General features: G+C 65.7%; 9 protein-coding genes and 1 riboswitch. Of the genes, 2 read left to right on the top strand and 7 right to left on the bottom strand.

Features of this window, described 5'->3' with window-relative positions:
- Positions 1–3: 3 nt before the first annotated feature.
- Positions 4–1,680: a GspE/PulE family protein gene (locus ACE103_RS04150; RefSeq protein ID WP_375778431.1), complete on the bottom strand. Its 1,677-nt coding sequence runs from the start codon at positions 1,678–1,680 to the stop codon at positions 4–6.
- A gap of 323 nt (positions 1,681–2,003) precedes the next feature.
- Between ACE103_RS04150 and gspD the strand changes: the two genes are divergently transcribed.
- The gene (gspD, locus tag ACE103_RS04145; protein WP_375778430.1) at positions 2,004–4,382 is read left to right on the top strand and encodes a type II secretion system secretin GspD; all 2,379 of its coding nucleotides are present in this window, start codon (positions 2,004–2,006) and stop codon (positions 4,380–4,382) included.
- 76 nt (positions 4,383–4,458) lie between these two features.
- Positions 4,459–4,932 carry a tetratricopeptide repeat protein gene (locus ACE103_RS04140; protein WP_375778429.1) on the top strand — a complete coding sequence of 158 codons (474 nt, stop codon included), beginning with the start codon at positions 4,459–4,461 and terminating at the stop codon, positions 4,930–4,932.
- On the opposite strand, the gene ACE103_RS04135 is transcribed toward ACE103_RS04140, so the two are convergent.
- The 6 genes from ACE103_RS04135 to ACE103_RS04110 form a co-directional block, all read right to left on the bottom strand.
- Positions 4,925–6,430: a PepSY domain-containing protein gene (locus ACE103_RS04135; protein WP_375778428.1), complete on the bottom strand. Its 1,506-nt coding sequence runs from the start codon at positions 6,428–6,430 to the stop codon at positions 4,925–4,927. The genes ACE103_RS04140 and ACE103_RS04135 overlap by 8 nt on opposite strands.
- A 2-nt stretch (positions 6,431–6,432) precedes the next feature.
- Positions 6,433–8,721, bottom strand: coding sequence for a TonB-dependent receptor (locus tag ACE103_RS04130; protein ID WP_375778427.1), 2,289 nt, complete (start codon positions 8,719–8,721; stop codon positions 6,433–6,435).
- Between the two features lie 105 nt (positions 8,722–8,826).
- Positions 8,827–9,023, bottom strand: a riboswitch (cobalamin riboswitch).
- 250 nt (positions 9,024–9,273) lie between these two features.
- Positions 9,274–10,203 (bottom strand): CobW family GTP-binding protein, encoded by a 930-nt coding sequence (locus tag ACE103_RS04125; RefSeq protein WP_375778426.1) that lies wholly within the window; start codon positions 10,201–10,203, stop codon positions 9,274–9,276.
- 1 nt (position 10,204) lies between these two features.
- On the bottom strand, positions 10,205–11,695 hold the full coding sequence (locus ACE103_RS04120) for an amidohydrolase family protein (RefSeq protein ID WP_375778425.1): 1,491 nt from the start codon (positions 11,693–11,695) through the stop codon (positions 10,205–10,207).
- A 207-nt stretch (positions 11,696–11,902) separates the two neighbouring features.
- A complete protein-coding gene (locus tag ACE103_RS04115) occupies positions 11,903–12,298 on the bottom strand; it encodes a hypothetical protein (RefSeq protein ID WP_375778424.1) in 396 nt (131 codons plus the stop codon).
- A 130-nt stretch (positions 12,299–12,428) separates the two neighbouring features.
- On the bottom strand, positions 12,429–14,285 hold the full coding sequence (locus ACE103_RS04110) for an ABC transporter ATP-binding protein/permease (RefSeq protein ID WP_375778423.1): 1,857 nt from the start codon (positions 14,283–14,285) through the stop codon (positions 12,429–12,431).
- Between the last annotated feature and the right edge of the window lie 56 nt (positions 14,286–14,341).

Below are 14,341 nucleotides of genomic sequence, written 5' to 3'. Positions count from 1 at the left end.
GCGTCACCGCACCGTCGCAACGCGGAGGATCTCGGCGGGCGAGGTCAATCCGGCGCGGCATTTGGCAACCCCGTCATCGAGCATCGTGGTCATGCCCGCCTTGATTGCCATGGAATCGATCTTCATTCCGTCGGTTCGCTCCCCGATCAGTTCGCGCAGTTCATTGGACAGTTCGAGCAGCTCGAACACGCCGAGACGGCCGCGATAGCCGGTCCCGCCGCAACGTTCGCAGCCGCATGGATCGTGAATGATCTCGCTTTCCCGGAACCCGAGCGCGGCGAGCCGGGGATCCTCGGTGAAATCGGCGGTTGCCAGCGGCCGCGCGGTCTTGCAGCGCTCGCACAATTGCCGGACCAGCCGCTGCGCGATCACGCCGCGCAACACCGATCGCAGCAGATAGCCTTCGACCCCGAGGTCGAGCAGGCGCGGCACCGCGGCAGCCGCCGTCTCGGTATGCAGCGTCGTCAACACCAGATGCCCGGTCAGCGCCGCATGCACCGCGACATGCGCGGTCTCGGAGTCGCGGATTTCACCGACCATGATGACATCAGGGTCCTGGCGAACGAAGGAGCGCAGCGCGGTGGCGAAGGTCAAGCCGATCGCCGGCTTGACCTGGGACTGGTTGACGCCGGGGATCTCGTATTCGACCGGGTCCTCGATGGTCAGAATCTTGCGGCTGGGCTGATTGAGGATCGAGAGGATCGTCGCCAGCGTCGTGGTCTTGCCGCTGCCGGTCGGTCCCGTGATCACGACCATGCCGTATGGCAGCTTCAGCAGCCGCCGCAGCTTGGCTTCGTCGGGCTCCGAGAATCCCAGCTTCTCGACGACCAGCAGGCCGCGATCCTTGGGCAGGATGCGAATGACGGCGGATTCGCCGTGTTGCATCGGCATGATCGCAACGCGGATATCGATGTCGGTGCGCCCGGCCCGCAGCCGCGCCGCACCGTCCTGCGGCAGGCGACGCTCGGCGATGTTCAGATTGGCGATGATCTTGATGCGGGAGACCACCGCCTGCGGCAGCACTCCCGAGAGCGCCGCGACCGGCCGCAGCAGGCCGTCAATGCGCAAGCGCACCATGAGGCCGGAGGAAAACGGCTCGATATGGATATCGCTGGCGCGCAGCTCGACGGCCTTCTCGATCAGATCATTGACCGCGCGCACCACCGGCGCGCCGCTGGCGAGATCGCGCAGGCTCTCGATGTCGTCTTCCCGGGGCAGCGCTGCCGCCATATCGGCGGTCTCGGCCTCCTCGGCGCTGGAAGAGTTGTTCAGGGCGATGGCAACGTCTTCCGACGAAGCCACCTTCACAGTGATGCCGGCGCCGAGCACGATCTGCGCCGCCCGCAGCGTCGCCTGGTCGGTCGGGTCGACGACCGCGAGGACAGTGCTCCCATCGCCAGTTCGGCACGGATAGACCATGGTCTCACGCAGGAAGCGCGGCGAGAACGCCGCGACCAGCGGTTCGGCCGATGTCATGTCCTGGAGTGTCAGGCGGCCGAGCGCGAAGAAGCGCGCGGCCTCATCGGCGAATTCGGTCGGTGAGAGGCTGGTGACCTCCCACAGCTTCAATTGCCTGACGTCGGCGCCCTGCCCGGTCCGCTCAGGCGATCCGTCGTTCGGCGCCAAATGATTGTTCTGACGCAGATAATCCACGAACCGAACGGACAGGTCGTTGGCCATTCTCGATATCCCGCCACACTATCCCGGATCAGTCCGTGCCATCCGCCGCAGCGTTCGGCTCTCGGCAATTCTGCGGTTATCGATCCGAAGTGTGACAGCTGTGCGAAGTCACATCGTTCGCCTCGCTCAAGAAACCTTGACGTGGCATCGCGGACACGGCTGCGCCCAGTTGCACGTTTGGGGCGCGATGCGATGGGCAGGTCGCGAACGACAATCATGTAACCAATTTATTTCTGTCATGTTCGATCGATAAGAGTCCCTCCGGGGTAGGACCGATCGTCGCACGCCGTCGAAATTTCAGTTAGTCAGAGCGAAGGGCCTTCATGCAACGCGTAGGCACAGTGGGCCGCTGCCCGACGATCCGTGGCGGCCTGGCAGCCATTTTTGCCTTGACGTCACTGGGGTTGCTGGCGTCCTGCAATTCCGCGACGGTCGGCGAGAGCGTGGACGCGTCCCAGGTCGACGTCACCGACAAGGTGCGATCGCTCGATCTCTTGCCGCGCCAGCCGCAACCGGTGAGCGGGCTGGCGGCAGCGGGCGGCAGCCAGAGCGGCAGCGTCCGCGCCGCGATGTATGAGGGAAGCGACGTGACTGGGGTCGCCGACGCGCGGCCGCAGCCGGCGTCGAGCGGCAATGGCTTCGATCTGAATTTCGAGAGCACGCCGGTTGCGACCGTCGCCAAGGTCGTGCTCGGCGACATCCTGCATGTCGGATACACCATCGACCCGCGGGTGCAGGGCACGGTGAGCCTGGTGTCGGTCCGCCCGGTGCCGAAATCCGACATGGTCTTCGTGCTCGAAAACGCGCTTCGCCTGAGCGGCGTGGTGCTGTTGAAGGATACCGCGGGCTATCGCCTGACGCCGCTCGGCGACGCCGTCGGCGGCGGCCGCGTCGATGCTGCGGCGGCCAATCCCGAACCCGGATTCGGCATCTCGGTGGTCCCCCTGCAATATGTGTCGGCGCAGACCCTGCTGAAGCTGACCGACAGCTTCGCCACCAGGGCGGGCTCGATCCGCGCCGACACGACGCGCAATCTGCTTCTGATCCAGGGCACCGGTGCCGAGCGCCGCACCGCAGTCGATACCGTGCTCAGCTTCGACGTCGACTGGATGCGCGGCCAATCGGTCGGCATCTTCCCGATCTCGAGCGGCTCGCCCGCGCCCGTCATCGCCGAGCTGGAGAAGATCGTCGATTCCGGCGAGAACGGCCTCAGCCAGAACGTCATCAAGTTCATGCCGATCGCACGCCTCAACGCGGTGCTGGTGGTGACCAAGAAGCCGGACATGCTGCACACGGCAGCGACCTGGATCAAGCGCCTCGACCGCAACGACACCGCGCGCACCTCGGTCCATGTCTACCGCGTTAAATACGGCGACGCGCGCCAGATCGCGCGGGTTCTGACCGACATGTTCCTCGGCGGATCATCCGGCAATCTGCTCGACAGCGCCGACAGCCAGCTCGCGCCCGGCTCCGGCACCTCGTCGACGTCAAGCGTCGCCGACCGTCTGTCGGCGAACGGCAACTCGGGCTCGAACTCGGGCAGCTTTGCCTCGCGCGGCACGTCAGGGACAGGCGCAGCCGGCCAGGGCCTCGGCCAGGGATTTGGCGCCGGCGGGCAAGCGAACAATCAAAATCAGGGCCAGGGCAACAATGCCGCGCTGGATGCCGGACGCGGCGCTGGCTCGGGCTCGGGCAACGGCCAGCCCGTCATGCAGGACGTGCGGATCACCCCCGACGTCGTGAACAACAATCTGCTGATCTATGCCGACCAGGCCAACTACCGCATCATCGAGTCGACGCTGCAGCAGATCGACGAGCCGCAGCTTCAGGTCGCGATCGATGCGACGATCGCCGAGGTCACGCTCAACAACACTTTGTCCTATGGTGTGCAAACCTATCTCACCAGCAGGAACCTCGGCCTGAAGCCGAACGTGGGCTCGTTCACTGGCACCCAGGCCACCACGGCGCCCGCGACCACCACGGACGCGACCACCGGGGTCGCCTCCGTCGCAGGCTCGGTCACCAATGCCTTCATCAACCGCGCCTTCCCGGGTTTCAACTTCCTGATCGGATCCGAGACGCAGCCGAGCTTGATCCTGGATGCGCTGCATGCCGTCACCAGCGTCAAGGTGCTCTCCAATCCGTCGCTGGTCGTGATCAACAACCAGGTCGCGACCCTGCAGGTCGGTGACGTCGTCCCGGTGTCGACCGGCAGCGCGACGGTGCTGACCGGAAGCAACACGGTGGTCAACACCATCGACTATCGCAACACCGGCATCATCCTGCGGGTCTCGCCGCGGGTCAGTGTGAACGGCACCGTGCGGCTCGATGTCGAACAGGAAATCAGCAACGTTCCGCAGACCAGCGCGAACAGCCTGACCCCGACGGTGTCGGAGCGGAGGGTCAAGAGCCAGATCGCGGTCGCCAACGGCCAGACCGTCCTGCTGGCGGGCCTGATCAGCGAACAGCAGAGCGGCAACCGCAATGCCCTTCCGGTGCTTGACCAGATTCCCGGCCTCGGCGACGCCTTCGGGCATCAGAGCAACGCGACCCAACGCACCGAGCTGATCATCTTCATTCGCCCGCAGATCATCCGCAACGGTTCCGACGCCCAGATTGTGGCCGAGGAGCTTCGTTCGAAACTGCGCGGAAGCATCGCCACGACGACGACCAATGCGCCGATCACCACCAGCTTCCATTGAGCAGGGCGACACGATGCTCCTCACGCGCGTGCTTCGGACAAACCTTTGCGCTTCGCTTGCGGTCGTGGCCTGGGCGATGACCGCATCGGTCGCGAGCGCCGACAGCCTTGCGCGCGGAACGGCCGCCTTCCATCGCGGCGACTATGTCAGGGCATTTCACGAGCTCTCGCCGGCCGCCGATCGCGGCAACGCAAGAGCCCTCGGCATGCTCGGCTTCATGTATGAGCACGGCTTCGGCGTACCGCAGGCCTACGCGGCCGCCGCCAACCTCTACTATCGCGGCGCCATGCAGGGCGACCCGTTCGCACAAGCCATGCTGGGCTTGAGCTACGACAAGGGCCACGGCGTTCCGACCGATTTCTTGCTGGCCTACAAATGGCTCAATCTGGCGGCGGCCCGCACCGGCGGGCGACAGCGCGATGCCTATCTCCGCTTCCGCGATGCGGTCGCATCCAAGCTCTCAACCTATGAGATCATCGCCGGCCAGCGGTTTGCATTGGAATGGGTCCCCGACCGGCAGGCACCGGACGTGCATCTGACGGTCAAGTAGCTTCCCGCGCCGGCTTCAAGCTGGGAGGCGCGTGTCCCCTCTGCACCTTCCGCCGCCGGAGCCGGCGCCAGCCGATCACGATACCGCTGATCGAGACGATCGTGCCGACCGCCGACAGCAGCCAGACCACGACGTCGCGCGCCGGCGAGATGCGCAGCAGCAGCGGGAAGTCCAGGCTGTGCAGCGCGTTGAACAGCCAGCGGTAGGACCGGCGGCTGTCGTCGCTGCGGTCGAGTATCTCGGCGCTGACCGGAGAGATGTGCAGCCAGGTGTGGGCGGGATCGTCGAAGACGATGCGCAGCACCGGAAGCTCGCGCGCCTGGTGCAGCGTGTACCAGTAGGCGTCCGGTTCATCGAGCTGCCGCGCCGATATCACCGCGGCTCCCGGCATCGCGCGCCGGGCGGCAGCGATGATCGCATCGCGCGAGAGTGTCACGGGCGCGCCGGTCACGGGATCGGCAAGGCTTCGACGGCCATTGCTGTCGTCGAGCATCACCAGGGGGCGGCCGCCGATCCAGACGTAGCGCGCTTCCACGGCCTGCGCGGATGGCGCTGCCCGGAAGCCGGCAACGATATCGGGTGTGTCGTGACCGCTGTATCCGGCTGCGATCTCGCGCATAACGCCACGGCCGGAGAACGCGCCGCCGGGATTGAGCGACAGCCAGCCGCTGAACATCCAGGTGAAGATGAAGATGCCGCCGATCAGGCCGGCGATGTGATGCCAGGCCATCCAGCCGCGATAGGGCGAGACGGCGCCATCAGCATAGCGGCGCGTCAGGCGCAGGCGGAGAATACCGATCCAGAAGCCGGTGACCGCGACGACCAGACACACACCCGAGATCCACAGCACCACGTCCCGCCAAAGCGGGCCGTCCTTGCGCAACACGGTCGGATAGATCCAGTGCGGGATCGAGCCGAGCCAGTTCCAGATACGTTCCTGCCGCGTGGTGTCGAGCGCGATCTCGCCGCTGCGCGAGGAGACGTAGAGCTCGGTGTCGTCAGCGTCGCCGAGACCGATCAAATAGAGCGGCCGCAACGGATCGAAGCGTGCGGTGACCGACCATTGATCGCGCGTCACCGTATCGAGCAGTTGCGGCTGCACGGCGCGCGGATGGTGCTGGGCAATGGCAAGCGCCTGGTCAGGCGTGACCTGGTCGATCACGCTGCCGTCGATCGCCGAGATGGTGACCGCGCCGCCCTTCCATCCGGTCACGCGATAGACCGGAACGTCGTCCATCATCGAGAGCCGGAGATCGCGCGGATAATGCTCCGCGCCCGCGATCGCCAGCGCGCGATCGGGAGCGACCTGCACCTTGTTCCAGAGAATGACGGGGAGCGCGGACAGGCGCTCGCTGTCAGTGAGGCGCGGAAAGGCCACGTACATCATGACGAGACCGGAGATGAACCACATCGCGAAGAACAGACACGTCGCAATGCCGATCCAGCGATGGACGACATAGAGCCATCGCCGCGCTCGCCGGATCAGAGCTTTGCGCATGGTCAGAACTTCACGTTGACGGACAGTTCGGCGGTGCGCGGCATGCCCAGCAGCCACTGCCCCGTGCCGTTCGAAGTCACCGCGTAGACCTTGTCGAACAAATTGTAGACCCGGAACGCGACCGTGGTGCGGTCATCCGGCTTCCACCTGATGCCGCCATTGACCACATTGTAGCCCGGCCGCAACTGGGTGTTGGCAAGGTCTGAGTACATCGCGCCGACCATTTGCACGCCGCCATAGACCGACCAATTCGGCGCGAAGTCCCAAGTCAGCCAGACGTTGGCGACCTTTTGCGGCACGTTGATTGGGACATTGCCGGCATAGCTGACGAGCTTGCCGCTCACCAACTGGCTGTTGTTGTCGTATTTGGCCTGCAGCAGCGCGACATTGGTGTCAATGCGCCAGCCATCATTCAGCGCCAGCCCGACGGATGCCTCGACCCCGCGGGATGATTGCTGACCGACCTGCAGCGCCGGACCGGTGGGTGCGTTGGGATCGGCAATAAGCAGATTGTTCTTGACGATCTGATAGCCCGCCAGCGTCCACTCGCCCCGCCCGCCCAGGAATGACTGCTTAACGCCGAACTCGGTCTGCTTGCCGGTGGAAAGCTGGAAGGTCTTTTGCGAGGCCGCCAGCGAGATGATGTTGCCGACCGGATCGACGCCGACCGCATACTGGCCATAGAACGCGAGGTTCTTGATCGGCTCATACACGATGCCGGTGCGCCAGCTCGTGCCCGACAGCGTGGTTTCGAAGCTGTTCGTCGGTGTCTTGTAGTCAGTACGGTCGACCTCAGGGCGATCGTATCTGACGCCAGTGACGAGCGACAACTGATCGGTCAGCGATAGCCGATCTTCGGCGAACAGCGCGTATTGATTGACGTTTGCATTGAAGCCCGGCGTGGTCGGAGACTTGGTCACAAAGAACGACCCGGGATCAAACACATAGGGAGCGACCGAGGAGTTCGTGGGAATGGACGGAACGCTTGAGTTGTTGGTATGGAAGAACTCGATGTGATTGACGTCGAAACCGGTCACGAACCGGTTCTCGAGGCCGAAGATGTGGCCGCTGAAGGTCGCATCCATGCGGTTGCCGACCTGCTTCTGATCGTGGAATATCTCAAGATAGCTCGTGCGATCGATCAGCTGAGTCTTGGGGTTGAAAGTGTAGTTTTCGATATCGCGCCAGTGCCGCTCGCTGGTCAGATAATACATCGTGTTGTTGACCTTGATGCCGTCGGCAACGTCCCACTCGGTCTTGAACTGGGTCCAGCTGTCCTGGTAGCGGATCGCACTGTCGGCTGCGTTGTAGTTCTTGAAGCGCAGCGCATCCTGGATCTGGCCGTTGATCAGCGGCGTGCCGAAATAGCGCGACGGGCTGCGGTCGCCATAGTCTTCGGAGAGCGTAAAGGCGAGATTTTCCGATGCCTGCACGCGCACCGCGGCAGAGACCACCGCATTCGAGGTCTTGTCGCGATCGACCCAGCCGTCCGACATGTTGCCGGTGGCGTTGATGCGGTACGACACATTGGGATTGATCGGCCCGGTACTGTCCACCGACAGCCGTCGCGTCATGTTGCTGTCGAGCGAGACCTCGGCCTCGTTGTAGGGCGTGCCCTGCGGTTTTTTCGGAACGACGTTGATGACGCCGCCGATCGCGCCCTCACCGTACAGCACGGAGGCCGGGCCACGCAGCACCTCGATGCGTTGCGTCGACCAGGTGTCGTAGGGGAACGTCAGGGTGCCGGAGCCGATATAGAAGCGCGTCCCGTCGTACAGCGTCATCACTGAGTTGCTGCCGGCAAAGCCACGGGTGCTGAACGACAGGCCGCCATTGCCGGGCGCCGGCGTTGCGATGAACCCGGCCGCATTCTGGGTGACGGCGTCGAGCACATTATGCTGGCCGCGTTCGGCGATGGTCTGCGCCGTGATGATCTCGACGCTGGCCGGCGTCTGCAGGGGCGTCAGATTGAGACGGCTGCCGGCGCCGCCCTGCGTGGTGGCGTTAAGCGTCGGCGACGCCGATCCCGAAGCGCCCGATGCTGCAGCACGCGGCGCGCCAGCGGCTGCCGCCGCCGTCGCAGGTCTGGCACGTGACCGCGATGCAGCGGCGATATTGCTGCTTCGTGCCGCGGGCTTGGGCCTTGAGGATGTCGAGGGTGCGACCTCGATCGGATCGAGCGTCGTGGGTGGAGGCGTTTGTGCCGAACCCTCGGCGGGCAGCAGCAGCGATGACAGGGAGCAAACGAGGCCGAGGCGCCAACGGCGCGCGGCGGGAGAGGACGGAGACATGAAAAGACTCGCGGTAACGTGGCACGTCACCGCGAACGCGGACTGGTGCATTGCCCGAAAGGCAATGCTCCGATCCCACCAGGACGCCCCCGCCCGATGTGCTCGCGTGTGACCACGACTGACGGCAGGTCTCCTGGCTCACGGGTCATCGCCTGTCGACGCCTTCCCGGGCCTGATAGCCCAGTGGCAAATTGACGAAAGGCTCGCCGTTTACAGTTGCGGGGACAGCTGCGGCATTGGGGTTACCCTCGCACCGCATTCCCTTTTGATCCCCGAAGGGAACCGTCGAGAGAAACGATAGGTGGTGCGGGATGGGCTGTCAATTCGACGCGATTGTCGCACGCATGCTTTGCGCGGCGGTGCTGCGGCGATGACACAGCGGCATCTGCGGCTGACGCGGAGCGGTAACCCGTCATCCCCGCGCAAAGGCTTTGCCTTTGTCGCTGGAGGAGCGCGGCACGCGCGTCTCGAAGGATGCACGGCCCGGCTGGTGGCCGTCGATCCTTCGACACGCCGCTTCGCGGCTCCTCAGGATGACGGAGAACCTTCGCATCACCCTGCTTCGACGCATCCCCGCATCACCTCATCGATCTCGGCCCGCGACAGCGCGCCCATTTCGGCGATGAACACGATTCGCGTGCGCGGCACGCCGGGTGCCGGCACGCCGCCGGCAGCCAGTGTCGCGCGTCCACCGGCGAGTTGAAATACCGTCAGCCGTCCGGGCTGCTCCACCGTCTCGAACAATCCCTTCGCCCGCGCCAGCTTCGGCGCCAGTTTGCCGATCGCCTGCTGCAAGCGCGGCAACCGCACCGGCCATTCAGAGGTCCAGCTCAGCGTCTCGAACCGGTCGGATACCGGCCGTCGCGGCGCGGTCTCTCGCGGCGCCGGCACATGATCGAGGTCGGCCGGAAACAGCAACGCGGCCGGCACCTCGCCATGCAGCGCATCGACCACCACGGCCGCCGGACGCACCGCCCGCACCGCATCACGGATCGCCGCGCACGCGGCTGCATCGGCGAGATCGACCTTGCTCAGCGCCACCACATCGGCCGCCCGCAACTGCGAGCGCAGCAGCGCATCGTTCAGCATCGCCGCAGGCTGCGTCGCGTCGACCACGCACAGCACGGTCTCCAGCGGTGCCTCCTTCCAGATCACGGGATCCATCAGGTTGCGCACGATGTCGGCGGGGTCTGCGATCCCGCTGGTCTCGATCACGATGAATTCGGGACGCGGATCACGCCGCAGCAGGGTTGCGAGCGTGCGCAGCAGATCGCCTTCCAGCGTGCAGCAGATGCAGCCATTGCTGAGGCTGACCACGCCATCGCTGGCGCCGGCGATCAACTCCGCGTCGATATTGATCGCGCCGAAATCATTGACCACCGCCGCGATGCGCCGCCCTTGCGCATGCGCCAGCAGATGGTTGACGACCGTGGTCTTGCCCGCCCCGAGAAAACCCGCGACCAGCAGGATCGGGACCGGCATCTCAGCCCCCAGTGACCGGCCGACGCACCGGCCGGCCCGGCCGTGCCGCGACGTCAAGCACGCCATCATTGATCAGCGGCTGGCCACTGACCACGAGATGCCGCACGCCTTCCGCCGGGCGGTTCATCGCGGAGAAGGTCGCGCGATCGCTGAGCGTCTCGAAGTCGAACACCACGACGTCGGCGTCGGCGCCCGCCTGCAGCCTGCCCTTGGCGCGCATCGCCGGCGTGCTCGCGGACAGGATTTCCGCCGGAATCAGCGCGCATTTGCGGATGCCCTCGAGCAGCGACACCTTCCGACGCTCGCGCACCCATTCGCGGATGAAGCGGGTGAAGCAGCCGGCCGAACGCGGATGCGAGGTCGCATCGTCAGGCAGCGGCCAGGCGTCGCCGGTGTAGGGGCGGCCATCCGACAGCGTCCACGGCATCGCGTCGGACGCGATCGCACCGCCCGGATACAACACCGCCATGTCGAGCAGGTCGCGATGGTGCTGATTGTTCTCGATGTCGAGCACGTGCCACAGCACCAGCGTCGAGGGTTCCGCGGCCTGCGCGGCCAGCAGCTCCTCGCGGCTGCCGAAGCGGTGACCGTCGGTCACGCGCTGCACCGAATCATAGCCGAGGCCGTTGCGCTCCTCGAACTTGGGATCGCTGAAGAAGGTCGCCGCCAGCACGGTCGAGCCGGTGCCGTAGGGATAGGCCTCCACCGTGATCGGCAGGCCCTGCGCCTGCGCCTTGGCGATCAGCGCCACACAGCGCTCGATATCCGTCTTGCTCGACGAGTTGAAGTGACAGATGTGCATGTGCGCGCCGGTCGCGCCGGCATAGCCGATCAGGCGGATATAGGCCTCGGCCGCGCTCTCGGGATCGATGCGGGACATGTAGGCGACATGGGTAAAGGTCGGCACCGCATGATCGGCCGCGAGCTGGCACACCGCAGTCAATTCCTGCACGCCGGCGCCAGGCGCGTAGGCGTTGAGAATACCGATGCCGATGCCACCCTCATTCAGGGCGCTGGCAAGGCGCGCGAGGATGCCGCCGACTTCGCTCTCGGTTGCCACGTTCTCGATCCAGCGGCGATCGCGCATCGCTGCGCCGAACGATTCCAGCGAGCTTTCCGAATTCGAGCCGGTCATCGCTCCGATCCGCGCGAACGCCCAGTTGGCCGCGGCGCCGTAGTTCAGCACCCGCCCCTTCTCGGCCTGGCGCTTGTACCAGGATGCCACCGGCAAGACGCCGGCCTCGAGGTCGAGCGATGTCGTCACCCCGTCGAACGCCTGCATGCGATCGGCTGGAATGGTCTGGCCATGCGCGTGCAGGTCGATGAAGCCCGGCGCGACCACGAGTCCGGTGGCATCGATCTGCCGCTCGGCGCCGCCGAGCCCGGTGCCGACCGCGGCGATCTTGCCGTCGACAACCGCGACGTCGCCGATCGCGTCCATCCCGCTGGCCGGATCCACCACCCGGCCGCCGCTGATCACCAAACCACCCATCTCGCCACTCCCCGCATTGTCCGACACTGCGGTCCCGGCCGGCCGCTTTTGCTAAGGCTTACGACCGGACCTCAGCGAGGCCAAGAGACAAAAATGCATCGCATCCATCGCAACGCCCGATCGAGATCGTTACAGCATGGTGTAGTGCAATCGTCCCTCGCGCGATGCGAGAAGGCGGCGTCGATCGGGATGATTGTAGCTAGGTCTCTACCTTGCGGTGGCGCGTCGCGGCGCCAGCCCCCTCCAGAGATCGCGACCCGGCCTGGTTCGGCTGGAGACGATCGTCGGCGGGGTCCGGTCCTTCGCGATGGCCGCCTCGAACGCGCGACGCAGTCGGGGATTTTCAATTTGCGCCTCGAAACGTCGGACAATGGCCTCGGCATCCGCATCGTTGCCGGTGATGGCAACGCACAGGTCCGAGGTCGTCCGGCGGAAGAAGTGGAACGTGCCATCGGCCGCGCCGCCCGACCGATCGAGCTCTCCAGCCATTGCGAGCACTTGCATCCGGTCGGTGTTATCGCGCGTCACCGCGAAGCGCAGCACGGCGAGTTGCCAGGCGCAGAGCAGCCTGCCCTGCGGTTCGGTCGCTCCGTCGCTGCGCATCGATCGAATACCCCGCGCGCCGATCCATGGCGCGGCGCGACTATCGTTGCGCGGGAATAGGTTTTCGAGGGGAGCGCGCGCGCGATCGCATAGGAATCGCATAGGCGGAGCGCACGGAGTCCGAATTCGCTCAAATCCCCTCGAATTGCAGCCGCGCCAGCCGCGCGTAGAGGCCGTTGGCCGCCACCAGCTCGGCGTGGGTGCCCTGCTCGACGATCCGGCCCTGGTCCATCACAAGGATGCGGTCGCAGGACAGCACGGTGGCCAGGCGATGCGCGATCACGAGTGTGGTGCGATGACGCATCAATTCCTCCAGCGCGGTCTGCACCAGCGTCTCGCTCTCGGCATCGAGCGCCGAGGTGGCCTCGTCGAGCAGCAGCAACGGCGCATCGCGCAGGATCGCGCGCGCGATCGCGATGCGCTGGCGCTGACCGCCGGACAGCGTCACGCCGCGCTCGCCGAGCTGGGCGTCGAAGCCTTCAGGCAGCCGGCGCAGGAATTCGGTGGCATGCGCCAGATCGGCGGCGCGCTCGACCTCGGCGTCGGTGGCATCGGGCCGGCCGAACCGGATGTTGTCGCGGGCGCTCGCGGCGAACACCACGGAATCCTGCGGCACCAGCGCGATCCGCGCGCGCACGTCGGCCGGATCGGCCTGCCGGATCGGCACGCCGTCGAGCGAGATGATGCCCGATTTCGGATCGTAGAAGCGCAACAGCAGGTGGAACAGCGTGCTCTTGCCGGCGCCGGACGGACCGACGATCGCGACCTTCTCGCCCGAGCCGACCTTCAGCGACACGCCGTCGACCGCCAGCGCATTGGGCCGGGTCGGATAGGCGAAGCTGACATTGTCGAAACCGACATCGCCGCGCGCCGGCTGCGGCAGTGCGCGCGGCGAAGCCGGAGCTGCAATCTGCGGCCTGACGCGCAAGATCTCGAACAGCCGTTCGGCGGCGCCCGATGCGGCCGAAACCTCGCCCCAGACCTCGCTGAGCTGGCCGAGGCCGCTCGCGGCGAAGGCCGTGTAGAGAATGAACTGGCCGAGCCGGCCCGGGCTGATGGCGCCGATCAGCACGTCGTGCGAGCCGACCCACAAAATTACGACGACGCTGGCGAACACGATGAAGATGACGATCAGCGTCAGCACCGCACGCGCCTTGGTCGAGCTGCGCGCGGCCTCATAGGCCTGCTCGACCTCGCTGGCAAAGCGCGTCCGGGCGAGCCGCTCACCGGTATAGGCCTGCACGGTGCGGATCGCATTGACCAGTTCGCTCGCATAGGCGCTGGCATCGGCCAGCGTGTCCTGGGCGTTGCGCGACAGCCGCCGCACCCAGCGACCGAACGCGACCAGCGGAATCACGATCATCGGAATCGCGAGCAGCACGAAGCCGGACAGCCGCGGGCTCGTGATCACCATCATCGTGGCAGCACCGAAGAACAGCATCAGATTGCGCAGCGCGATCGACACCGAGGCACCGACCGCGGACTTGATCTGCGTGGTGTCGGCGGTGAGCCGCGACACCAGTTCGCCAGACCGTGCGGAATCGAAGAACGAAGGAGACAGCGAAATCAGATGCGCGAACACGTCGCGCCGGAGATCGGCGACGATGCGCTCACCGATCGTCATCACGAGGTAGTAGCGCGAGGCGCTGGCACAGGCGAGCACGGCAACGACCGCGATCATCACGCTGAAATAGCTGTTGATCATCGCGATGCCTTCGGGCGTGAAGCCGAGGTCGATCATCCGCCGCACCGCGACCGGCACGATCAGCGTCGTGATCGCCGCGATCGTCAGCGAGATCAGCGCGAGGATCGCGCGTCCCTTGTAGCGCGCCACATAGGGCGCGAGCGCAAGCAAAGGCCGCAAGCGGGCACGGCTCTTCACCGGCTCCATGATCTGGCTCTCGATGAAGGCCTCCTCATCGAGCAACGCGTCGCGCGGCGGCTCGGGGGTGCCGCGAGGGGTCTCAAGCTGTTCGGCTACACTCATTATCTAGACCGGTTCTATCGCCCCCCACATAGGCCCCCGGACCCCCGGCTGGCAAA

Source organism: Bradyrhizobium sp. ma5 (assembly GCF_042258955.1).
Taxonomy (GTDB): domain Bacteria; phylum Pseudomonadota; class Alphaproteobacteria; order Rhizobiales; family Xanthobacteraceae; genus Bradyrhizobium.
The sequence above is the reverse complement of the archived record's forward strand: the minus strand, read 5'-3'. Positions and strand labels throughout refer to the sequence as shown.